Raw genomic sequence first — 21,854 nt, 5'->3', positions numbered from 1 at the left:
AGCTCATGTCAGCTCGCGGCCCAGCACGTGCTTGGCGGCGCGGCGAGCGGTGCGCCAGGCCGGCGCGGCGACACGCTTGAGGTGCGGCGCGAGCCCGGGCTCGCCCTTCTCGACGAGCGCCCGGAAGGCGTCGCCGGTGTCCCCCGGCCGGACGTGCAGGCGGGGAACACGGTACGGATCATCCGCGGACGTGGCGATCCTCCGCCCGACGATGCATCCGTTCGAGTAACCCGCCTCGGCGACCGCGCGCGCGACCCGGCGGCTCGAGTAGCCGTGGGGGTAGCAGAAGGAGACCACCGGCCGGCCGAGGGCGTCCTCGAGGGCCCGCCGGCTGTCGACCACCTCGGTGCGCAGGTCGCGGGAGGAGAGCGTGTCGAGCGTCCGGTGGTTGACCGAGTGGCTGCCGATCTCGACGCCGGCGTCCGCGGCGTCGGCCAGCTCCGACCAGCTCAGCCGTGACCCGTGCGGGTCGCCGGGCGGCAACCGGAGTCCGACGTCGCCGGTGGGGACGTACATGGTGGCGCGGGCGCCCAGCGAGACCAGCACCTCGACCGCGTTCGTGAAGTCGAGCAGGCCGTCGTCGAAGGTCACGCCCACGACCCGGGCGTCGGGGTCGGCGGCGCGGGCCGCGAGCGCCTCGGTGAGGCCGAGGAGGCGCCATCCCTCCGCGGCGAGTGCGCCGAGCTGCTCGGCGAGCTCACCGACGGGGACGGCGTGCTCGTTCGGTGTGGCCGGCGGTGTCGCCGGGGTCGAGTGGTACATCAGCACGGGCATCCGCCACCGCACCGACGGGCGCAGGAGGTCCCCGGCCACGGCGAGGGCGCTCACCGTGCGCCTCCGGCCCGGGGACGGCGCGCCGGCGTGGCCCTGCCCTCGTCCGGGGTCCCGCGGCCCAGGTCGTCGACGACGGCCACGGGGGCGGCCGGCCGGGAGGAGCCCGGCCGTGCGGTGAGGTACCCGAGCCCTGCCGCCGCGACCCCGGCCACGATGGCGGCAGCCCGGCCGAGTCCGCCGACGACGTCCCCCCGGAGCGCCGCGGCGAGGTTGCGGCCCACACCGGCCAGCAGCACCGAGCGCACGTAGGCGGCCTCCTCGGCCAGGACGTGCTCGCCGGCGGTCGGGAGCGCCGCCATGTGCCGCTTGCCGGCGCCCTCCAGGTGGCTGCGCCGGAGGAAGAAGCGGAACGTCCGGCGCTCCGGCGGCACCTCGTGCCACACGACCGCGGAGGGGGTGAACCGCCAGCGGGAGCCCGGGCCGTTGTGCGCGTTGAGGCGGAGGCACAGCTCGGTGTCCTCGGGCTGGGAGGCGTCACCGACCTTGCCGAAGTCGTTGCTGAAGCCCCCGACCGCCAGGAGCGCGGTCCGGCGGACCAGCAGGTTGGCGCCCCAGACGTTGCGGACGTCGGTGCCCCCGCGCCGGGGGATCGAGCCGCCGACGACCCAGGAGAACTCCTCGGGGAACCACCGCGGCGCACCGCCCGGCCAGCGGGCCTCGATCGCCCCGCCGACCCCGGTGGCGAAGGGGGCCGCCCGGTGGGCCCGCAGCAGCTCCTCGATCCAGGTCGGCTCGGCCACCTCGTCGTCGTCGAGGAAGGCGATGAGCTCGGCCGTGCTGACCATCGCCCCGGTGTTCCGCCCGCCGGACGCACCCCGGGAGTACTGGTTGGCCACGACCCGCGCCCGGTCACCGATCTCGCGGCGCAGCCGGTGCAGGAGGGTGTCGTTGTGGTCGACGACCACGATCAGCTCGACCGGGACGGTCTGCGCTGCCGCGGAGTCCACCGCGCGCAGGATGTCGGTCCAGCGGGCCTCGCTGAAGCAGGGCACGACCACGGCGACGGTGGTCATGCCACCTCCTCGACGCCGACCACGCCGGCGCGCGGCCGCAGCGCCGCCCAGTCCCCGGCCGACGGCTGGTGCCCGGTGCCGAGCGGGGACGGAGCCGTCGTCGCGGACGTGACCGACGCCGGCCGGGTGACCGGTCCCCGCGTGCCGTTGACCCGCTCGACGAGCAGGGCGCGCAGGACCCGCAGGCCGTCCCGCCAGGTGTTGAGGTTGCTCTGCCCGTGCAGGCGGGGGAACTCGAAGCTGGGGACCTCGGCGATGGTCAGCCGGGCCTTCGCCACGCGCGTGTTGATGATCGTCTCGATCTCGAACCCGTCACCCCAGGCCTTGTGGTCGCGCTCGCCGTCGGAGGCGTCGAGGGCGAGCACCGGCAGGCAGTGCGTCCAGAAGGCGTTGTACCCGTAGCAGAGGTCGCTGTAGGAGGTGCCGTAGAGCACGTTGACGATCCGGTTGAGCCAGCGGTTGCCCCAGGCCCGCAGCTTGGTGATGTCGGCACTGCCGCCGCCCGGGGCGAAGCGCGTGCCCTTGGCGAAGTCGGCACCGGACGTGAGCGCCGCGACGTAGGCCGGGATCTCCCGCGGGTCGGCCGAGCCGTCGGCGTCCAGCATGACCACGATGTCGCCGGTCACCGCCCGGAAGCCGCACGCCAGGGCGTTGCCCTTCCCCCGCCGGTTCTGGCGGACCACCACGACGTCGGGACGGAGCCTGCGGGCCACCTCGACGGTGTCGTCGACGCTGCGCCCGTCCACCACGATGACCTCGTGCAGGTCCTCCGGGAGCAGGGCGAAGACGTGCGGGAGGTTCTTGGCCTCGTTGTACGTCGGGATGACCACGCTGATCCGGGGCGCGGTGCCGGGGTGGTGGTGCAGTGCGGTGCCCTCGTGTGGGCGCATGCCGGTCCTCTCGTTGCGGAGTCGGGTCCGGTTTCGCCTCTGCTCGCCGTCGGGTGGATGGCGACCAAGTCGCCCGACGGGTCATCGCTACCCGTGGTGCTGCTGCTGAGTGGTGTCCTCGCTGGCCGGTCAGTCGGCGCAGGGGAACCCGGGACGCGTGACGGCACATCGGTGTGCTGGTCCCCCGTGCCACCTGGCCGGCGTCGCACTCCCATGCTGACGGAGAGTCGTCGCCGTGTCCACAGAGTGATGGGTGCGTCACGTCATCGGGTGAACACCGCTGACGGTCGAGGACCCACGGTAGCCGATCGCCGGAGCCGTCCACCCACCCGGGTGGACGACCCCACCCGGGCGGGTGTCCCGGCCCCGGCGGGATCAGCCGAGTCGGTCGTCGACGATCTCGGCGGTCCCGGACTCCTCGACGGCCGACCGCATCTGCGTCAGCGCCTCCGGGTCGGCGTCGAGCGCCCACTCGAGGTAGTCGGTCGTGGCCTCGGCGATCACCGGCCAGGTCGGGGAGCTGTCGTCGTCGTAGGCACGGCTGTGGTCGGCGTCGGGGACCTCGATGAAGGCCTTCGGCTCCGGGGCCCGGCCGTAGAGCTCCGCGCCCTGCTCCAGCGGGATCGCGTCGTCGTTGCCGCCGTGGACGAACAGGACGGGGGTGCCGGCCTCGGCGAACGGCCGGGTCAGCTGCTGCCCGAGCTCCGGGACGAGGTAGGTCAGCTCGCCGCCGGCGAGGACGAGCGCGGCGTCGAAGCGGTCGTCGAGGTCCCCCTCGCTGCGCAGCAGGGCCGTCGTCAGGGCGCCGAGGGAGTGCCCGGCCGCGGCGAGCCGCTCCTCGTCGATGACGCCCTCCACGTCGCTGCCCTGCGTCCGGCCGAGCTCGAGGACCCGGTCGAGGACGAAGGACACGTCCGCGGGCTGCTGCAGCACGTCGGCGCGGATCTCCTCGGTCCCCTCCGCGCTCAGCGGGAACCGCGGCGCCGCGACGACCATGCCGGCCGAGGCCCAGCGGCTCAGCAGCTCCTCGTAGGCCTCGGGCGAGGCCAGGTAGCCGTGGCTGAACACGACCAGCGGGTAGGGGCCGTCACCGCCGTCGGGGTACCAGATCGTGGTCTCCAGCGTCCGGCTCGCCGCCAGCTGGTTGCCCTGGTCGTCCACGGTCGGCCTCGACGGGTCCTCGAAGGTGACCGTGGTGCTCGTCACCTGCAGCGCGGTGGGCTCGGCCGGCGTCGCGTCCTCGGGCGTCGCGTCGTCGGGCGTGGCGGAGGAGCAGCCGGTGACGAGCAGGGGAGCCACGAGTGCGAGGAGGACGCGGTCGCGCCAGCGGTTCGCCATGACCCCAGTCTCCGGCATCGGGCTGGAGCACCCCGGGACCAGGGCGCCCGGTGGGAGGTCTCACACGCCGCCGCCCGACCGGCCACCGGGGTCCGTGGTCCGCGCTCAGCCGGCGGTCCACTCCAGCAGCTCGTCGGCGGTCCAGGTGTTGACCACCCGGTCCGGGTCGACGCCGGTCTCGACGGCGCGCTCGCAGCCGTTGCCCTGCCAGTCGAGCTGGCCGGGGGCGTGCGCGTCGGTGTCGACGGCGAACCGGCAGCCCAGCTCGACGGCGAGGGACAGCAGCCGCAGCGGCGGGTCCAGCCGCTCGGGCCGGGAGTTGATCTCGACGGCGGTGTCGTGCTGCGCGCAGGCGGTGAACACGGCCTCGGCGTCGAAGGCGCTCTCCGGCCGCGGCCGCTGCCGCCGTCCCTCCCGCTGCTCGCGGGGGATCAGCAGCCGCCCGGTGCAGTGCCCGAGGACGTCGGTGTGCGGGTTGGCGACCGCGGCGAGCATCCGCTCGGTCATGGCCGCGGACTCGGCGCGCAGGTCCGAGTGGACGCTGGCCACCACGACGTCGAGGCGGCCGAGCAGCTCGTCGGTCTGGTCGAGGCTGCCGTCGACGTTGATGTCGCACTCGATGCCGGTGAGGATCCGGAACGGCGCGAGCTCCGCGTTGAGCTCGGCGACGACGTCGAGCTGGCGCTCCAGCCGCTCCGCCGTCAGCCCGTTGGCGACGGTCAGCCGCGGGGAGTGGTCGGTCAGCGCCATGTACTCGTGGCCCAGCCCGATCGCCGCCTCGGCCATCTCGCGGATCGGGCTGCCGCCGTCGGACCAGTCCGAGTGCGTGTGCAGGTCGCCGCGGAGGGTGGCGCGGAACTCGGCGACGTCGTCGGCCAGCGGCACGAGCTCGGAGTGGGCCTCCTCGAGCCGGGCCAGGTACTCCGGCACCTCGCCGGCGTGCGCCTGCACGATCGCGGCGCCGGTCTTGGGGCCGATGCCGCGCAGGTCGGTGAGCGTGCGCGTGCGGATCCGCCGGTCGAGCTCCTCGGGCCCGATCGTGTCGACGACGGCCGCCGCGGTGCGGAACGCGGCGACCCGGTGCGTGGGCTCGCGGGCGCGCTCCAGGAGGAAGGCGATCCTCCGGAGCGCGGCCGCGGGTCCGAGAGGTGTGCTCAGCTGGCCTTCCTCGCCTTCCTGGCGGCCTTCTTCTGGGCCTTGGCCGCGCGCCGGGTCGCCTTCTCGTAGTTCTTCTCCGTCGACTCGGCGGCGCGCCTGGCCGCGCGGCGGGCCCGGTAGCCGACCGACGGGCGGCCCTCGGTGTCGACGGCGGCGATCAGCAGGCCGCCGAGCAGGCCGGCGTTCTTGAGGAAGTTCGACAGCTGGCCGAAGCGCTCCTCCGGGTCCTCGTGCTCCCAGAAGCGGTGGCCGGCGAAGGTGGTCGGGACGATGCTCCCGGCCAGCGCGAGCGCGCTCAGGCGGGGCAGCTTGCCGAGCGCGAACAGCGCGCCCGCGCCGACCTTGATGCCGGCGTCGATCTTCACCCACTGCTCGGTGTCGCGCGGCACCTGGACCGGCAGCTGCTGGTCCGCCGTCCTGGTGATCGTGTCGACCACCGGCTGGGCCCCCGGCACCCGGGTCTGCGGTTTGCGCAGGGTGTCGACGCCGCCGTAGAGGAACGACGCTGCGAGCAGGGGCCGGGCGATCCGGCGGACCAACATGGATGACCTCTTCCGTCGATGGGACCTCAGGCGTGTCCCTTGCCCAGGCAGCGGTTCGGGACACCTGATCGGAACCTAGTGATCAGCACCTCTCCGCGCTCGGTCAGTGCAGGGGCCGCCCGCAGCGCGGGATGATCGGCCGGTGCACCCGTCGGCCCGTCCGCAGTGGCGGCCCGCGTGGTGGGTGCTCCTGCTCGGGCTGGCCGCGATCGTCCTCTTCGGGACCGCCTTCGCGGTGCGGCTGAGCTGCGTTCTCGGGCACTGTGCGGTCCCGTCGGTGCGGTACCTGCTCGACCTCGACGCGGTCGGCGGGCTCCCGCGCCTGTTCACCACCGGCGTCTTCGTCGCCGTGGCGGCACTCGCGGGCCGCGCGTGCCGCTCGGCCACCGGCCGGGCCCGGCCGTGGTGGGCGGCGGTCGCGGCCGCGGGGCTGGCGCTCGCGGTCGTGAAGCTGGCGAGCGCGCACTCGCTCGCGGAGGCCGGGACGTCCCCGCTGACGACGCTGCTCCTCGGGCTCGCCGTCGCCGTGCCGTCGCTGTGGCTGCTCGCGGTGGCGGGCCGGGCGTGGGACGTCCCCGCGACGGTGCCGGTGGTGGCCGCGCTCGCGGGCTACGCCCTCGCCGCCCTGGGCCTCGACGTGCTCACCCACCTGGCCGGGCTGCTCGCCGGTGGTGCCGGGGCGGCGTCGGCGACGTTCGTCGAGGAGCTCGGCGAGGCGCTCGCCGCGGTGGCGGTCCTGGCGGTGGTCCGGTCCGGGACGTCGGCCGCTCGCCCCGGCCGGTGAGCGGACCGCGTGGGGGTGTTCCCCGTGCGTCGCGGGTGCCGCCGGGCCGGCAGGGCGCGAGGAACGCCCGCGACGGGGCGCGGGGTCAGGCCGTGCGGCTGCAGTACACCGTCAGCGGCGCGCGCTTGCCGAACACGAACGACGACGCCGCCTCGCCCGTCTCGCCGTCGTAGGCGACGCGTTGCGGGCCCGACCACAGGTGCACGTGCAGCTCCGGCGTCGCGGAGGTGGCGTAGCCGGAGCTGCGGTCGCTGATCCCGAGCAGGGCGCCGAGCACCGCGCGGGTGCGGCTGAACGGGACGTCGGCGCGCAGGTACTGCACGTCGAGCAGTCCGTCCTCCAGCCGCGGCCGCCACGCCGGCGCCAGGCCGCGCGGGGTGTAGCGGCAGTTGCCGACGAACAGGATCCAGACCTCGACCGGCCGCCCGTCGAGCACCATCGACACCGGCGTCCCGGCGCGCAGCACCTGCGCCGCCGCCACCGCCGTCGCGGTCCACCGGCCGAGCCGCCGCTCGAGCGCGTCGCGGCGCCGCACGAGCTCCGGGTAGACGCCGATGCTCGCGGTGTTGAGGAACGGCACCCCGTTGACGTCGGCGACGTCCACGCGCACCGCCTGCCCGGCCGTCACCGCGTCGGCGGCGTGCTCGAGCGTCTCGACCCCGAGGTCGCGGGCGAAGTGGTTGAGCGTCCCCGCCGGGAGGACGGCCAGCGGCAGCGCGGCCTCCAGCGCCACCGCTGCGGCGGCCGCCACGCTGCCGTCCCCGCCGGCCACGCCGAGCGCCGTGGCCCGCCCCGACCGAGCGGCCTCCTCGAGCAGGTCGCCCACGCCGCACCCATCGGACGCCGCCAGCACCTCGGCGCGGGGCAGCAGGCGCCGGATCTCCTCGGCGGGGTCGTAGCCCTCCGGCCCCGACCGCGGGTTGACGGCGACGACGAGGCCCTCGCCGTCGGGCAGCGCGGGGGCGCTGCTCCCGGGCCGCACGCGCGCCGGCTCGGTCGGGCGCACGGGCCACCACCGCCGGCCGGCCAGCGCCACGCCGGCCCCGATGGCCAGCCCCGAGACGACGTCACCCGGGTAGTGCACGCCCACGTGCACCCGCGAGTACCCGACCGCCACCGCGAGCGGGGCCAGCGCGGCGCCGGCCAGCGGGTCCTCCATCGCCACGCCGGTGGCGAAGGCGGCCGCCGACGACGAGTGGCCGCTGGGGAAGGAGAGGGTGTGCGGCGCCCGGCGCAGCCGACGGTCGGCCGCCAGGTTCGCCAGGTCCGGCCGCACCCGGCCGAACAGCCGCTTGAGGACGGCGTTGACCACGCCGCTGGCCACCGCCAGCGAGCCCAGGCCCCGCACCGCGCCCCGCCGCGGCGCCCCGCGGCGCAGCCCGAGCACCAGGGCGATCGTGAACCAGAGCTTGCCGTGGTCGGCCGCCCGCGACAGCCGCCGCAGCCAGCGGTCGGCCGGGCTCGCGGGCAGCGCGCCGACGGCGGCGTGCAGCCGGGCGTCCCAGTGGCGCAGCCGCAGCGGGGTCACCCGCGGGACGCTAGCCCTCCTCAGGCCTTGCGGCGGGCCCGGTAGGCGGCGACGGTCGAGCGGCTGGCGCAGGTGTTCGAGCAGTACCGGCGGCTGGCGTTGCGCGAGGTGTCCACGTAGACGTCGTCGCAGCCCTCGGCCGAGCAGACGCCGAGCCGCTGCCACCCGTGCTGGGCCACCACCTGGGACAGCCCCATCGCCACCGTCGTCGTCAGCTGCTCGAGGGCGGAGGCGTCGGGGCGCGCGTAGTGCAGGTGCAGCTCGCCGTCGTGGTCGGTGGCGTAGGGGTGCGGCCGGGCCAGGGCGAGCAGCTCGTTGAGCCGGGCGATGACGTCGTCCTGCGTCCCCGCGACGGCGACCGCGCGGACCAGGTCGGAGGTTGCGGCGGCGCGGCGGGTCTCGGCGGGGGAGAGCTCCAGCGCCGTCTCGGGGGTGAACCACTCGTCGTGGGCGCGCAGGAACGCCACCGCCCAGTCCGGATCCGCCGCGCGGTCGGCGTTGGCCAGGTCGATGGCCAGCTCCACGGCGTTCGACCCGTAGGTGTCGTAGTCCATGTGACTCCCTACCGCCCTGCTATCGTCGTAGGGGGTCAACGACTCTTGACCCCCTACTGTTCCTCTTCCTCGATCTTCTGAAGTGAGTTCCGTCGTGCGTGCGTACCTGTCCGTCTGGCGCCTGCCGTCCGCCCCCGTGCTGCTGCTCGCCGGCTTCGCCGGCCGGCTGCCCTCGGCGATGGTCCCGCTGGCGCTGCTGCTCATGGTGCAGCAGCAGACCGGTTCCTACGCCGCCGCCGGCCTCGCGTCGGCGACCTACGGCCTCGCGATGGCCGCCATGGCGCCGGTGCTCGGCCGGCTCGCCGACCGGCGCACCCCGCGCCCGGTCCTGCTCGGCCAGGCCGGCGCCTACCCCCTCCTGCTCGCCGTGCTGGTGGCCGTCGTCCTCGGCGGCGCGCCGATCGCGGTCGTCGTCGCTGCGTCGGCGGCGGCCGGTGCGGCGACGCCGCTGGTGTCGGGCACCGTGCGGGCGCTGTGGTCGCGGGTCGACCCGCGGGTGCGCGGCACCGCCTTCGCCCTCGACGCCACCGCCACCGAGCTGGTCTTCGTCGCGGGCCCCACGCTGGTCGCGACGCTCGCCGTCCTCACCGGCCCGGCCTGGGCGCTCGGCGTCGCCGGCCTGCTCGCGGTGGCCGGCGCGCTGGGCATCGCGACGTCGAGGGCGCTGCGCGGCTGGACGCCCGTGCCGGCCACCCAGCGCACCAGCCCCTTCGCCACCGTGCTCGCCCCCGGCATGCCGCGGGTGCTGGTCAGCGGATCGGCGCTGATGCTCGGCTTCGGCGCGCTGGAGGTGGCCATTCCGGCGTTCGCCGACGCCGCCGGCTCGCCCGGCATGTCGGGCCTGCTGCTGGCGCTGTGGTCGCTGGGCTCGGTGGCCGGCGGCCTGTGGTTCGGTGCCCGCGTGGTGAGCGCCTCGCTGCCGCGCCAGTACCGGTGGCTGCTGCTCGGCGTCACGATCGGCCTGGCGCCGCTGGCCGCGGCGTCGAGCCCGTGGGTGCTCGGCGCGCTGCTGTTCCTCGGCGGGACGGCGATCGCGCCGACGCTCACCGTGCAGAACTCGCTGGTCGGCGCCCTCGCCCCGGCACACGCCACCACGGAGGCCTTCACCTGGCTCTCCACGATGGCCACCGGCGCCTCGGCGGTCGGCGCGGCGCTCGGCGGGGCGCTGATCGACGGCCCGCACGGGGTGACCGGCAGCCTGGTGCTGGCGGTGGCCGGCGCCGCCGTCGCGGTGCTGGTGACCCTGCTGCCGGGCCGCCGCGCGGTGTCGTCCCCGCGGGAGCGGGTGGCCGTCTGAGCCCGCCCTCCCGGCCCGGACCCCCCGGGCTGGGAGGGCCGCGGAGGCCGCTGGTAGTCTCTTCTCCGGTGGTTCCGGGGGGACTCGGACCCCGGGAGGCTTCGCCTAGTCCGGTCTATGGCGCCGCACTGCTAATGCGGTTTGGGTTAATCCCCATCCCGGGTTCAAATCCCGGAGCCTCCGCGCACGACAACTGCACAGCACGCACCCGTAGCTCAACGGATAGAGCATCTGACTACGGATCAGAAGGTTAGGGGTTCGAATCCCTTCGGGTGCACGTCTTGGTTGAGACACCGCCACGGCCCCGCTCCTCGCGCAGGAGCGGGGCTGTGGTGTTCCTCACGCCCGCGCCCGCCGCTCCGTCCGCGCCCGGGCCCGCGCGCGCCCGGGTCAGCAGGTCGCGCACCGTCGCCTCCGTCCGCGGCCCTGGGTCGACCACGTAGACCCAGCCCAGCTCGCCGTGGACCGGGTGCGCCGGCACGGTGTCGGTCGCGTCCGGGGCGGGCTCGTCGTCGCCGGCCGGCTCCCGCGGCGCCCGGCCGACCAGCGCGGTGAACTCCTCCCGCCCGACGCCGACGTCCACCCGGAACGTCCCGGGCCGGTCCAGCCGCGACGACCGGTCGCCGGGTACGTCCTTGGTCGCGACCGTCGCGAACGGCTGGGTCCGCGGCACGACGCCGTCGGGCGCCCAGTAGAGGAAGACGTCGCCCCAGGCCGCCTCCGGCGAGCCGTCGCCCGGGCCCGGCCGCAGGACCAGGACGCCGCCCGGCGAGGTGGCGTGACCGATGATCTCGTCGATGTCCACGCCTTCGAGCGTGGCATCCAGGTCCCTGTGGAGGGTCGGGCCCGAGGAGACGGGGAGGAACCGGTGCGGAGTCTCCAGTCGGGCCTGCGGACGGTCGACGTCGCCCGGCGGGCCGGTGCTCGGTGCAGCACGTGCGCGACCTCGAGGCCGCGGGCGTGCTGCCTCCGGCCGGGCGCACCGCGTCGGGGTACCGCACCTTCGCCGAGGAGCACGTCCGCGCGGCGCAGGCCCACCGCGCTCTCGCGGCCGCCGTCGGGCCGGTGCACGCCACGGAGCTCCTCCGCACCGCCCACCGGGACCCGCCGGGGCTGCTCCGCCTCCTCGACGCGGCCCACGCCCGGCTCGACGCCGAGCGGCGCGACCTGGCCCTCGCCCGCGAGGCCGCGGAGCTGATCGCCGGTGAGCCGATCCGGGACGTGCGGCCCTCGGACGCGATGGGCGTCGCCGAGCTCGCCGCGGCCCTCGGCGTGCGCCCGTCGACCCTGCGGCACTGGGACGCCGAGGGGCTGGTCAGCCCGAGACGGGGAGCCGGCGAGGCGCGCCGCTACTCGCCGGCCGACGTCCGGGACGCCCGGATCGTCCACCAGCTCCGCCGGGCGGGGTACCGCATCGGCCCGCTCCGGGAGCTCGTGCCGCGGTTCCGCGAGGCGGGGCGGCACGACGACGTCCGCGCCGCGCTGGCCGCCCGGGACGCCGACGTCGACGCCCGGTCCCGGGCGCTGTTCGAGGGGACCGCCGCGCTCGCCGCGCTGCTCGGCGCGGGCGTCGGGGGAGGGGATCGAGGGGCGGGGGGCCGGTCCTGACGGTCTGGCCGCGTTGGTCGGTCCACCGAGCTGTCGGTGGCCACTCGATTGCCGGCTGCCCCCGCCCACGTCCACTGTGAGCCGCATCACAGGAGGCGTCAACCCCGCCCGGGCGTGTCCCTCAACCCTCCGTGCCGCGCGGGACCACGACCACCGGGACCGGCGCCGCGCGCACGATGCGGGTCGCCGTCGAGCCGAGGAACACCCGGGCCAGCGGACCCAGCCGGGACGAGCCCACGACCAGCAGGTCGCCGTCGGACCACCCCGCGGCGGACACCGCACCGGGCCACCCCGGGCCCCGCGCCACCGCGGTCCCCGGCGGGCCGGGCAGGCCGGCGGCCACCCGGTCCAGCTCCTCCCGCGCCTGCCGGGCCCACGCGGAGGCCACCTCGCGCTCGACGTGCAGGCCGGTCTCCGAGGGCAGCAGCGGGTCGCGCTCGGGCGCGAAGGTGACCAGGCGCAGCGGCACCTCCCACGCGGCCGCGGTGCGCTGCGCCCAGGCCAGCGCGGCGCGGGAGCGGTCGGTGCCGGCCCACGCGCAGGTCAGCCGCGTCACGCGCGGCCCCGGCGCGCCCGCCCGCGCGGCCAGTGCCAGCGGCACGGGGGAGGAGCGCAGCAGGTGCTCGGGCACCGCGCCCTCCCGGCCGAGGACCAGCAGCGTCCCGCCGACCTGCCCGACCACGGTGACCAGCCCGGCCGGCACCGACGGCGCCTCGAGGGCGACGGTGCGCACCTCGGCCACCCCGGCCTCCCGCAGGTCGTGCGCCGCCCGGCCCTGGCGGGAGCGGACGACGTCGGCGACCCACGTCCGGTACTCGTGGTCCACCCGCGGGTCGGGGAAGCCGCGCGGGACCACCGTGGCCACCACGACGTCGTCCCCGCCCGTGCGGGCGAGCGTCGCGGCCAGCCGGAGGTGGGCCGCGCCGCCGTCCTCGAGGTCGGCGGGGTGGCCGACGACGAGGGTCACCGGGGCGTCCGCAGCGCCGAGTGGGTGCGGGCGTAGGTGACGTAGACGACCGCGGCGATCGCCAGCCAGCCGGCGAACAGCGCCCACGTGACGCCGGGCAGCCCCCAGATCAGGTAGAGGCAGAAGAGCACCGACAGCAGCGGCACCACCGGGAAGCCGGGCACGCGGAAGCCGCGCGGCAGGTCCGGCTGCGTGCGGCGCAGCACGACCACCCCGATCGACACCACGGTGAAGGCGACCAGCGTGCCCATGCTGGTGAGGTCGACGAGGAAGTCCAGCGGGACGAACCCGGCCAGCAGGCCGACGAACAGCGCGACGGCGACCGTGCCGCGCACCGGGGTCAGCGTGCGGCGGTCGACCCGGCTGAACAGCGACGGGATCATGCCGTCCCGGCTCATCGCGAACAGGATCCGCGTCTGGCCGTACATGGTCACCAGCGTCACCGAGAAGATCGAGACGACCGCCCCGGCGGCCAGGACGACCGCGGGCCAGCGCGACCCGGTGACGTCCTCGAGGATCACCGCGAGCCCGGCCTCCTGCCCCTCGAAGGCGCCGGCGGCCTGGGCGCCGACCGCGGCGACGGCGACCAGCAGGTACACCGCCGTCACCACGACGAGGGCGCCGACGATCGCCCGCGGCAGCGTCCGGCGCGGGTCGCGCACCTCCTCGCCGGCGGTGGAGACGGCGTCCAGGCCGATGAAGCTGAAGAAGATCGACGACGCCGCGGCGCTGATCCCGGCCACGCCGAGCGGGGCGAAGGGCGCGAGGTTGCCGGCGTCGAAGGCGGTGAACGCGACGGCGGCGAAGAACAGCAGGACGCAGACCTTGAGCACGACCATGACGGCGTTGGCCCGCGCGGACTCGCTGGCCCCGCGGACCAGCAGCAGCGCGCACAGGGTCACCAGCACGATGGCCGGGAGGTTGACCGCGCCACCCGCGCCGGGGGCGAAGGCCAGCGCGTCGGGGATGCGCACGCCCAGCAGGTCGTCGAGCAGCTCGTTGAGGTACTCGCTCCAGCCCACCGACACCGCCGCCGAGCTGACCGCGTACTCCAGCACCAGGCACCAGCCGACGACGTAAGCGACGACCTCGCCGAGCGTCGCGTACGCGTAGGAGTACGACGAGCCCGCGACCGGGATGGTGGAGGCCAGCTCCGCGTAGCAGAGCGCGGTGAACCCGGCGGTGATCGCCGCCAGGACGAACGACACGACGACGGCGGGGCCGGCCTCGGGCACGGCCGTGCTCATCACGAAGAAGATCCCGGTGCCGATCGTGGCGCCGATGCCCAGCCCCATGAGCTGGCCGACGCCGATGCGGCGGGCCAGCGCCCCGCCCTCGGGGTCGCCGGCGCCGGTCTCCTCGACCATGAGCGCGACCGGCTTGCGGCGGAACAGCTGGGAGCGCACGGAGGGAGCACTCACGCGGACCTCCTCGACGGCGGGTCGACCGCGCCCACCCTCCCGCCTCGGCACGGGGGCGGCGAGTTCAGCCCACCCGGCGGAGCACCTCCGGGCCCAGCTCGGCGACCGAGGTGTGACCGGTGAGGCCGAGCGTCAGGTCGAACTCGCCGAGGACGTCGGAGACGACCTGCCGCACGCCGGCCTCCCCGGCCAGCCCCAGGCCCCAGGCGTAGGGCCGGCCGAGCAGCACCGCCCGCGCGCCGAGGGCGACGGCGACCAGCACGTCGGCGCCGCTGCGGACGCCGCTGTCGAGCAGCACCGGCGCGCGGTCGCCGACCGCCGCGACGACGTCGGGCAGCGCGTCCAGCGCGGAGATCGAGCGGTCCACCTGCCGGCCGCCGTGGGTGCTCACCACCACGCCGTCGACGCCCTCGTCCAGCGCCCGCCGGGCGTCGTCGGGGTGCAGGACCCCCTTGAGCAGGATCGGCAGCCGGGTGCGGGCCCGCAGCCAGGCGAGGTCGGCCCAGGTGATCGAGGGCCGGGAGTAGGTGGCCAGGAACGTCTCGACGGCGGCCCGCGGCAGCGGCGAGCGGAGGTTCTCCCGGAGCGGGCCGGGCCAGGCGCGGGCCATCCCGACCATCGCCAGCACCGCGGCGAGCGTGGGCCGGGGCTGGCGGTCGCGTCCGGCGGCCTCGCCCGCCTGCGCGGGGGCGGCGTCGCCGGCCGCGGCGACGCGGGCCTCGACCAGCCGCCGGAACGCCGGGTCGGAGGTGTACTGGGCGATCCCCTTGCCGAGCGCGAACGGCAGGTGCCCGAGGTCGAGGTCGCGCGGGCGCCAGCCGAGCATCGTGGTGTCGAGGGTGACCACCAGCGCCTCGCAGCCCGCGGCCTCGGCCCGGCCGACCAGGCTCTCGACCAGCTCGTCGGAGGTCGACCAGTACAGCTGGAACCAGCGGGGCGCGTCGCCCATGGCCTGCGCGCACGTCTCCATGGGCACCGACGCCTGGTTGGAGAAGACGAACGGCACCCCGAGGGACGCCGCGGCGCGGGCCACCGCGAGGTCGGCCTCCCGGTGCACCAGCTCCAGCGCCCCGACCGGGCCGAGCAGCACCGGCGCGGGGATCCGCCGCCCGAGCAGCTCCACGGAGGTGTCGCGGTCGCTCACGTCGCGCAGCACCCGGGGGACGACGGCCCACCGGTCGAAGGCGGCGCGGTTGGCCCGCTGCGTGTGCTCCTCCCCGGCGCCGCCGGCCACGTAGGCGTAGGCCCGGGCGGTCAGCCGCGCCCGCGCCCGGCGCTGCAGGGGTTCCGCGGTGGTGGGGACGAGCGGCGAGCGCCCGTACACCCCGGCGCGGTAGACCTCGTTCTGGCGGCGGCGACCGGTCCCGGCTGCTGAGTCCACGAGGCCACCGTAGTGATCCGGCTCACCGGCCCCGCCCGGCCCTCGCGGCCCCCGCGGTCCCGACACGCCGGGCCGTTCGCCGCGACGCGCCGTCGGCCCGTCGTCAACGGGCGTCCACGGACCGCATGATGGGGGAGCGCCGCCACCGGAACCACCGGTGCCGCGGCGTGCACGACCGCTCGAGGGGGAAACGTGCCGGTCGGGTCCGTGCCGAGGCACACGCCCCGCCCCGTCGTGCCGACGGGGCCCGCTCTCCTGTCCGCCGTGTCCGGCCTCCTGGCCGGCTGGGTGGCGCTGGCCGGCCCCGCGCTGGCCGCCGACGACCCGGCCCGGCCCGACGCGCGCGTCACCCACGGGCCGAGCTGCCGCCCCGGCGGGGTCGCGGTCGAGGTGACGGCGGGGACCGTGGCCTACGCGGTCACGCTGGCCACCACGCGCAGCCCGGACGGCGAGGACTCCGCCGAGCTCGCCCCCGGCGAGACGGTGGTGCTGCGGACCGGTGACGTCGACTGGGGCGAGACGATCGACAGCCGGCTGGAGTACGCCGCGCTCGACGGCTCGGGGACGGCGTACACCGACGAGCTCGACGGCTTCTCCTTCACCCGCCCGGCCGAGGAGGACTGCGCCGCGATCACCGCGCCGCCGCCCGCGGAGGTCCCGCCGGCCCCGATGCCGACCCCCGTCCCGGAGCCCGGTGCCCCGGCGGGCGAGGCCGTGCCGATGCCGGTGCCCGGCCTGCCCGCCCCGGAGACCGCCCCGGGAGCTCCCGCCGACGGCCCGGACGCCGGCGCCTCGGTGTCCGCCTCGGCCGAGCAGGTGGCCGCCGGCGGCGAGGTCGTGCTGAGCGCGGCGGGCTTCGGCGCGGGGGAGCAGGTCACGGTCAGCGGCCCCGACGGCACGGTGCTCGGGACCGCGGTGGCCGCGCCGGACGGCACGGTCGAGGTGGCCGTCCGCATCCCCGACGGCGGGGTCCCCGGGCCGACGACGCTCGAGGTGGTCGGCGCCGACAGCGCGCGCACCGCCGCGGTGAACCTGCGCGTCGCCGCGGCGCAGGGGCCGGTCGACCCCGACCCGCTGCCGCTGCCGCTGGTGGCGGCCGGCCTGGCGCTGGTCACCACAGCCGCGGGGCTGGTGCTGGCCGCCGGCCGGCGGCACCCCGCGGACCCGACCGGGAGCGCCTGACGCGGACCTGGGCGACGATGGTGCGGTGACCCCCGACGACGTGCTGACGACCGGGATCCCGGCCGACCCCGCGGCACTCGCCGGAGCCGCGCCGGGCGCCGCGGAGACCTGGCTGCGGATCGTGCAGGTGCACGACCGGATCACCCACCGGGTCGACTCCGCGCTCCACCGCGAGCACGACCTGTCCCTCACCGGCTTCGAGGCGCTGCGGCGGATCGCCGAGGCGCCGGGCGAGCGCGCCACGATGGGCGAGGTCGCCGAGGCCCTCGGGCTGTCCCGCGCCGGGGTCACGAGCACCGTCGGCCGGCTGGTCGACCAGGGGCTGGTCGTGCGCGAGCGGCGGCCGGGGGACCGGCGGCTGCTGCACGCGCGGCTCACCGAGGCGGGCCGCGAGCGCGTCCGCGCCGCCGCGGTCACCCACGACGAGCTCGTCGCGCACCTGCTCACCCTCCTGGGTGACGACGCCGCGGTCGTCACCGACGCGCTGGCCCGGGTCTCCGCCGCCACCCGCATCCGCCGATGAGCTGAGGACCCGCCCGTCCCCTGGCCGGAACGACGTCGTCCGGGGGAACTTCAAGCCCGTAGTGTTTGCGGGCGGTCGCGCCCGGGCAGGGCGCGATCATGTCCGTGAGCTGCACCGTCGTCGTGCCGACCATCGGCCGGCCCTCGCTCGACGTGCTGCTCGACGCGCTGGCCGCCATGCCCGGCCCCCGCCCGGCCGAGCTGGTCGTCGTCGACGACCGCCCCGCCGGGTCCCCGCTGGCCGTCGACCGGCCCGGCCTCCCGCCGGTCCGCGTCGTCCGCACCGGCGGCGGCGGGCCGGCCCGCGCGCGCAACCTCGGCTGGCGCACCGCCCGCACGGAGTGGATCGCCTTCCTCGACGACGACGTCGTCCCGGACCCCGACTGGTACCAGCGGCTGGCCCGGGACCTCGCCGACCTGCCCGCCGACGTCGCCGGCAGCCAGGGCCGGGTGCGGGTGCCGCTGCCGGAGGACCGCCGGCCCACCGACTGGGAGCGCGGCACCGCCGGCCTGGCCACCAGCTCCTGGATCACCGCCGACCTCGCCTACCGCCGCGCCGCGCTGGCCGCCGTCGGCGGGTTCGACGAGCGCTTCCCCCGCGCCTTCCGCGAGGACTCCGACCTGGCGCTGCGCGTCATGGACACCGGCAGCCGGCTGGTGCGCGGGCAGCGCCGGATCACCCACCCGGTCCGGCCCACCGACCGGTGGGTGAGCGTGCGCGTGCAGGCCGGCAACGCCGACGACGTCCTCATGCGCCGGCTGCACGGCCCGGCCTGGCGCGGGCGCGCCGACGCCGCCGTCGGCCGCCGTCCGCGGCACCTCGCCGTCACCGCCGCGGGGCTCGCCGCGCTCGGCCTCGCCGCCGCACGCCGTCCCCGCGCCGCCCCGGCCGCGGCGCTGGCCTGGGCCGCCGGCACCGCCGAGTTCGCCTGGGCCCGCATCGCGCCGGGCCCGCGGGACCGGGCCGAGGTGACCACCATGGCGCTCACCAGCGCGGCCATCCCGCCGCTGGCCACCTGGCACTTCCTGCGCGGTGCGGTGCGGCACCGCCGCGTGGCGCCGTGGCGCGGGCTGCCCGACCTGGTCCTCTTCGACCGCGACGGCACGCTGGTGCACGACTTCCCCTACAACGGCGACCCCGACTGGGTCCGCCCGGTCGACGGCGCCCGCGAGGCCCTCAAGGCCCTGCGCTCCCGCGGCGTCCGGGTGGGGGTCGTCAGCAACCAGTCCGGCGTCGCCCGCGGGATCATCACCCGCGACCAGGTGGACGCCTGCATGGCGCGGCTGGCCGAGCTGCTGGGCCCCTTCGACACGCTGCAGGTCTGCCCGCACGGCCCCGAGGACGGCTGCGACTGCCGCAAGCCGGCACCGGGGATGGTCAAGGCCGCCTGCGCCGAGCTCGACGTCGACCCGGCGCGGACCGTCGTGATCGGGGACATCGGCGCCGACGTCGAGGCCGCCGCGGCCGCCGGCGCCGGCGGCATCCTGGTGCCCACACCGGTGACCCGGCGGCAGGAGGTCGACGCCGCGCCGCGCGTGGCCGCCTCGCTGACCGCCGCGGTCGACGACGTCCTGGCCGGCCGGTGGTGAGGCCCCGCCGGGGCACCGTCCTCGTCGCCCGGCTCGACAACGCCGGCGACGTCCTCCTGCAGGGGCCGCTGGTCCGCGCCGTGGCCGCGTCCGCCGAGCGCGTCGTGTTCCTCGCCGGCCCGGCCGGCGCCGAGGCCGCCGCGCTGCTGCCCGGTGTCGACGAGGTCTGGACCTGGGCCTGCCCGTGGATCCTCGGCGACCCGCCGCCGGTCGACGCCGCCGACCTGGCCGCGCTGACCGACCGGGTGCGCGCGCTCGCCCCCGACGAGGCGGTCGTCAGCACCTCGTTCCACCAGTCCCCGCTGCCGCTGGCGCTGCTGCTGCGCGCCGCCGGCGTCCCGCGGATCTCGGCCACCAGCGTCGACTACCCCGGGTCGCTGCTCGACGTCCGGCACCGGGTCGGCCAGGACGACGAGGTGGACCTGCCGGAGCCCGAGCGCGCGCTCTCGCTCGCCCGGGCGGCCGGCTTCGACCTCCCCGACGGCGACGACGGCCGGCTCGCCGTCCGCCGCCCGCTCCCGGCCGTCGGTCACGAGCCGGGCTACGTGGTCCTGCACCCCGGCGCCTCGGTGCCCGCCCGCGCCTGGCCCGCCGAGCGCTGCGCCGAGGCGGTCGAGGCGCTCGCCGACGCGGGCCACCGCGTGCTGGTCACCGGCGGGCCGGGGGAGCGGGCGCTCACCGCCTCGGTCGCCGGCACCCGCGGCACCGACCTCGGCGGGGCCACGAGCCTGGCGGAGATGGCCGCGTTGCTCGACGGCGCCGCGGCCGTCGTCGTCGGCAACACCGGCCCCGCGCACCTGGCCGCCGCCGTCGGCACCCCGGTCGTCTCGCTGTTCAGCCCGGTCGTGCCGGCCGTCCGGTGGGCACCCTACGGCGTCCCGACCGTGCTGCTCGGCGACCAGGACGCGCCCTGCCGGGACACCCGGGCCCGCGTGTGCCCGGTGCCCGGCCACCCCTGCCTCTCGTCGGTGAGCGCCGCCGACGTCGTCGCCGCCGTCGAGAAGGTGATCGCCGCATGAGGGTCCTGGTCTGGCACGTGCACGGCTCCTGGACGACGGCGTTCGTCCAGGGCCCGCACGAGTACCTGCTCCCGGTGACCCCCGACCGGGGTCCCGACGGGCTCGGCCGCGCGCGCACCTGGGACTGGCCGGCGTCGGCCCGCGAGGTGACGCCGGAGCAGCTGCGCGACGAGCACGTCGACGTCGTCGTGCTGCAGCGGGTGCGGGACCTGGAGCTGGTCCGCGAGTGGCTGGGCCGCGAGCCCGGCCGGGACCTGCCGGCGGTGTTCCTCGAGCACAACGCCCCCGGGCTGGAGGAGGGCGCCGCGCCGGTGCCGTACACCCGGCACCCGCTGGCCGACCGCGACGACGTCCCGATCGCGCACGTCACCCACTTCAACCGGCTCTTCTACGACAACGGCCGCGCCCCGACGACGGTCGTCGAGCACGGCATCGTCGACCCCGGCGAGCGCTGGACCGGCGAGCTGGCCCGCGCCGCCGTCGTCACCAACGAGCCGGTGCGCCGCGGCCGCACGGTGGGCGCCGACCTGCTGCCCGGGCTGGCCGCCGCCGCGCCGGTCGACGTGTTCGGGATGGGCCTGTCCGGCCTGCACGAGCGGTACGGCCTGGACCCCGGCCGGGTGGCGCTGCACGACGACCCGCCGCAGGCCGCCATGCACGCCGAGCTGGCCCGCCGCCGGGTCTACGTGCACCCCGTCCGCTGGACCTCCCTCGGGCTCTCCCTGCTCGAGGCGATGCACCTGGGCATGCCGGTGGTCGCGCTGGCGGCCACCGAGGTGGTGGAGGCGGTGCCCCAGGGCGCCGGCGTGCTGTCCACCCGGCCCGAGGTGCTGTGGGACGCGGTCCGCACCTACCTGCACGACGAGGACGCCGCCCGGCTGGCCGGCAAGGCGGCGCGCGCCGCCGCGCTGGAGCGGTACGGGCTTCCCCGGTTCCTCTCCGACTGGGACACCCTGCTGGAGGAGGTCACCCGATGAGGACGCACCGGGGCACCGGCGCACCGCTGCGCATCGACCTGGTCAGCGAGCACGCCTCGCCGCTGGCGGCCATCGGCGGCGTGGACGCCGGCGGCCAGAACGTGCACGTCGCCGCCCTGGCCGCGGGCCTGGCCGCGCGCGGCCACGAGGTCACCGTGCACACCCGCCGCGACGACCCGGACCTGCCCGACGAGGTGCCCACCGCCGACGGCTACGCGGTCAGCCATCTCACCGCGGGGCCGGCGCGGGCGCTGCCGAAGGACGATCTGCTCGGCCACGTGCCGGAGCTGGCCGCCGCGCTGCGCGCCCGCTGGGGCGTGCGGCCGCCCGACGTCGTCCACGCCCACTTCTGGATGAGCGGGCTGGCCGCCGTCGAGGCCGCCGGGAGCCTGCTCACGCCGGTGCCGGTGCTGCAGACCTTCCACGCCCTCGGCTCGGTTAAGCGCCGCCACCAGGGCGACGCCGACACCTCCCCGGCCGGGCGGATCGAGCTCGAGCGGGACCTGTGCGCGGCGGTCGACCACGTGGTGGCCACCTGCAGCGACGAGGTGTTCGAGCTGCGCCGGCTGGGCCTGTCGCGCGACCGCGTGTCGATCGTCCCGTGCGGCGTCGACACCGCCGTGTTCACCCCGCGCGGCCCGGTGGCGCCGCGCTCGGGCCGGCCGCGGCTGCTCGTGCTCGGCCGGCTGGTGGAGCGCAAGGGCCAGGAGGACGCCGTCCGCGCGCTGGCCGCCGTCCCGGACGCCGAGCTGGTCGTCGTCGGCGGCCCGCCGGCCGACGCGGTGGACGCCGACCCCGAGGTGCGCCGGCTGCGCGCCGTCGCCGCGGAGGTCGGCGTGGCCGACCGGGTGTGCTTCGCCGGGTCGGTCGCCCGCGCCGACGTGCCCGCCTGGGTGCGCTCGGCCGACGTCGTCCTGGCCGTGCCCTGGTACGAGCCGTTCGGCATCACCCCGCTGGAGGCGATGGCCTGCGGCCGCCCGGTGGTCGCCACCGCCGTCGGCGGGCTGCAGGACTCCGTCGCCGACGGCGTCACCGGCGACCTCGTGCCGCCCCGCGACCCGGCCCGGCTCGGCGAGGTGCTCGCCGCGCTCCTGGCCGACGACGCCCGCCGCGCCGCCTACGGCGCGGCCGGGGTCCGGCGCGCCCGCGCCCGCTACCGGTGGGCCCGCGTGGCCGCCGACACCGAGGCCGTCTACCGGCAGGTCCTGTCCACCCGGCGTCCCGTCGAGGCCGTCCGATGAGCGCCCCT

General features: G+C 76.9%; 21 protein-coding genes and 2 tRNA genes. 11 read left to right on the top strand and 12 right to left on the bottom strand.

All coding sequences use genetic code 11. The features are described from left to right. Positions 1-3: 3 nt before the first annotated feature. The 6 genes from ACFO3M_RS10175 to ACFO3M_RS10150 form a co-directional block, all read right to left on the bottom strand. A complete protein-coding gene (locus tag ACFO3M_RS10175) occupies positions 4-828 on the bottom strand; it encodes a polysaccharide deacetylase family protein (RefSeq protein ID WP_387988468.1) in 825 nt (274 codons plus the stop codon). Then, the gene (locus ACFO3M_RS10170; protein ID WP_387988467.1) at positions 825-1,847 is read right to left on the bottom strand and encodes a glycosyltransferase family 2 protein; all 1,023 of its coding nucleotides are present in this window, start codon (positions 1,845-1,847) and stop codon (positions 825-827) included. The genes ACFO3M_RS10175 and ACFO3M_RS10170 overlap by 4 nt, the downstream gene beginning before the upstream one ends. Then, a complete protein-coding gene (locus tag ACFO3M_RS10165; RefSeq protein ID WP_387988466.1) occupies positions 1,844-2,737 on the bottom strand; it encodes a glycosyltransferase family 2 protein in 894 nt (297 codons plus the stop codon). The genes ACFO3M_RS10170 and ACFO3M_RS10165 overlap by 4 nt, the downstream gene beginning before the upstream one ends. Before the next feature lie 375 nt (positions 2,738-3,112). Continuing rightward, positions 3,113-4,075: an alpha/beta hydrolase family protein gene (locus ACFO3M_RS10160; protein WP_387988465.1), complete on the bottom strand. Its 963-nt coding sequence runs from the start codon at positions 4,073-4,075 to the stop codon at positions 3,113-3,115. 105 nt (positions 4,076-4,180) lie between these two features. After that, positions 4,181-5,233, bottom strand: a complete 1,053-nt coding sequence (locus tag ACFO3M_RS10155) for a PHP domain-containing protein (protein ID WP_387988563.1) — start codon at positions 5,231-5,233, stop codon at positions 4,181-4,183. Further along, entirely contained in the window at positions 5,230-5,775 is a 546-nt protein-coding gene (locus ACFO3M_RS10150; protein WP_387988464.1) for a DoxX family protein, read from the bottom strand. Before ACFO3M_RS10150 ends, ACFO3M_RS10155 begins: the two co-directional genes overlap by 4 nt. A gap of 142 nt (positions 5,776-5,917) precedes the next feature. Here ACFO3M_RS10150 and ACFO3M_RS10145 point away from each other — a divergent pair, with 142 nt between their 5' ends. Beyond that, the gene (locus tag ACFO3M_RS10145) at positions 5,918-6,559 is read left to right on the top strand and encodes a hypothetical protein (RefSeq protein WP_387988463.1); all 642 of its coding nucleotides are present in this window, start codon (positions 5,918-5,920) and stop codon (positions 6,557-6,559) included. An 85-nt stretch (positions 6,560-6,644) separates the two neighbouring features. Here the strand turns inward: ACFO3M_RS10145 and ACFO3M_RS10140 are convergent, their stop codons facing one another. After that, the gene (locus ACFO3M_RS10140) at positions 6,645-8,087 is read right to left on the bottom strand and encodes a bifunctional phosphatase PAP2/diacylglycerol kinase family protein (RefSeq protein WP_387988462.1); all 1,443 of its coding nucleotides are present in this window, start codon (positions 8,085-8,087) and stop codon (positions 6,645-6,647) included. A 20-nt stretch (positions 8,088-8,107) separates the two neighbouring features. Beyond that, positions 8,108-8,641, bottom strand: a complete 534-nt coding sequence (locus ACFO3M_RS10135; protein WP_387988461.1) for a CGNR zinc finger domain-containing protein — start codon at positions 8,639-8,641, stop codon at positions 8,108-8,110. A 136-nt stretch (positions 8,642-8,777) separates the two neighbouring features. Here ACFO3M_RS10135 and ACFO3M_RS10130 point away from each other — a divergent pair, with 136 nt between their 5' ends. The 3 genes from ACFO3M_RS10130 (at position 8,778) to ACFO3M_RS10120 (ending at position 10,215) form a co-directional block, all read left to right on the top strand. After that, on the top strand, positions 8,778-9,938 hold the full coding sequence (locus ACFO3M_RS10130) for an MFS transporter (RefSeq protein ID WP_387988460.1): 1,161 nt from the start codon (positions 8,778-8,780) through the stop codon (positions 9,936-9,938). 94 nt (positions 9,939-10,032) lie between these two features. Beyond that, positions 10,033-10,121 (top strand) — tRNA-Ser (locus tag ACFO3M_RS10125). Between the two features lie 21 nt (positions 10,122-10,142). Beyond that, positions 10,143-10,215 (top strand) — tRNA-Arg (locus tag ACFO3M_RS10120). On the opposite strand, the gene ACFO3M_RS10115 is transcribed toward ACFO3M_RS10120, so the two are convergent. Continuing rightward, a complete protein-coding gene (locus tag ACFO3M_RS10115; protein WP_387988459.1) occupies positions 10,189-10,743 on the bottom strand; it encodes a DUF6194 family protein in 555 nt (184 codons plus the stop codon). The genes ACFO3M_RS10120 and ACFO3M_RS10115 overlap by 27 nt on opposite strands. Positions 10,744-10,874: 131 nt before the next feature. On the opposite strand from ACFO3M_RS10115, the gene ACFO3M_RS10110 reads away from it, so the two are divergent. Then, positions 10,875-11,546 (top strand): MerR family transcriptional regulator, encoded by a 672-nt coding sequence (locus ACFO3M_RS10110; protein ID WP_387988458.1) that lies wholly within the window; start codon positions 10,875-10,877, stop codon positions 11,544-11,546. Positions 11,547-11,667: 121 nt separating this feature from the next. On the opposite strand, the gene ACFO3M_RS10105 is transcribed toward ACFO3M_RS10110, so the two are convergent. The 3 genes from ACFO3M_RS10105 to ACFO3M_RS10095 form a co-directional block, all read right to left on the bottom strand. After that, entirely contained in the window at positions 11,668-12,513 is an 846-nt protein-coding gene (locus tag ACFO3M_RS10105; RefSeq protein WP_387988457.1) for a universal stress protein, read from the bottom strand. Then, a complete protein-coding gene (locus tag ACFO3M_RS10100) occupies positions 12,510-13,934 on the bottom strand; it encodes an amino acid permease (RefSeq protein WP_387988456.1) in 1,425 nt (474 codons plus the stop codon). The genes ACFO3M_RS10105 and ACFO3M_RS10100 overlap by 4 nt, the downstream gene beginning before the upstream one ends. A gap of 64 nt (positions 13,935-13,998) precedes the next feature. Next, positions 13,999-15,315 (bottom strand): alpha-hydroxy-acid oxidizing protein, encoded by a 1,317-nt coding sequence (locus tag ACFO3M_RS10095; protein ID WP_387988455.1) that lies wholly within the window; start codon positions 15,313-15,315, stop codon positions 13,999-14,001. A 264-nt stretch (positions 15,316-15,579) separates the two neighbouring features. Between ACFO3M_RS10095 and ACFO3M_RS10090 the strand changes: the two genes are divergently transcribed. The 6 genes from ACFO3M_RS10090 to ACFO3M_RS10065 all read left to right on the top strand — a co-directional run bounded on the left by ACFO3M_RS10090 (position 15,580) and on the right by ACFO3M_RS10065 (position 21,846). Next, complete coding sequence (locus tag ACFO3M_RS10090) at positions 15,580-16,497, top strand: hypothetical protein (protein WP_387988454.1); 918 nt, start codon at positions 15,580-15,582, stop codon at positions 16,495-16,497. Between the two features lie 25 nt (positions 16,498-16,522). Continuing rightward, the gene (locus tag ACFO3M_RS10085) at positions 16,523-17,020 is read left to right on the top strand and encodes a MarR family winged helix-turn-helix transcriptional regulator (protein WP_387988453.1); all 498 of its coding nucleotides are present in this window, start codon (positions 16,523-16,525) and stop codon (positions 17,018-17,020) included. A gap of 98 nt (positions 17,021-17,118) precedes the next feature. Beyond that, positions 17,119-18,609, top strand: coding sequence for an HAD-IIIA family hydrolase (locus ACFO3M_RS10080; protein ID WP_387988452.1), 1,491 nt, complete (start codon positions 17,119-17,121; stop codon positions 18,607-18,609). Beyond that, positions 18,606-19,628, top strand: a complete 1,023-nt coding sequence (locus tag ACFO3M_RS10075) for a glycosyltransferase family 9 protein (protein WP_387988451.1) — start codon at positions 18,606-18,608, stop codon at positions 19,626-19,628. Before ACFO3M_RS10080 ends, ACFO3M_RS10075 begins: the two co-directional genes overlap by 4 nt. Continuing rightward, the gene (locus ACFO3M_RS10070) at positions 19,625-20,605 is read left to right on the top strand and encodes a glycosyltransferase (protein WP_387988450.1); all 981 of its coding nucleotides are present in this window, start codon (positions 19,625-19,627) and stop codon (positions 20,603-20,605) included. The genes ACFO3M_RS10075 and ACFO3M_RS10070 overlap by 4 nt, the downstream gene beginning before the upstream one ends. Further along, positions 20,602-21,846 carry a glycosyltransferase gene (locus ACFO3M_RS10065; protein WP_387988449.1) on the top strand — a complete coding sequence of 415 codons (1,245 nt, stop codon included), beginning with the start codon at positions 20,602-20,604 and terminating at the stop codon, positions 21,844-21,846. Before ACFO3M_RS10070 ends, ACFO3M_RS10065 begins: the two co-directional genes overlap by 4 nt. Positions 21,847-21,854: the final 8 nt, after the last annotated feature.

It is taken from the genome of Geodermatophilus arenarius (genome assembly GCF_042654585.1).
Taxonomy (GTDB): Bacteria; Actinomycetota; Actinomycetes; order Mycobacteriales; family Geodermatophilaceae; genus Geodermatophilus; species Geodermatophilus arenarius.
The sequence above is the reverse complement of the archived record's forward strand: the minus strand, read 5'-3'. Positions and strand labels throughout refer to the sequence as shown.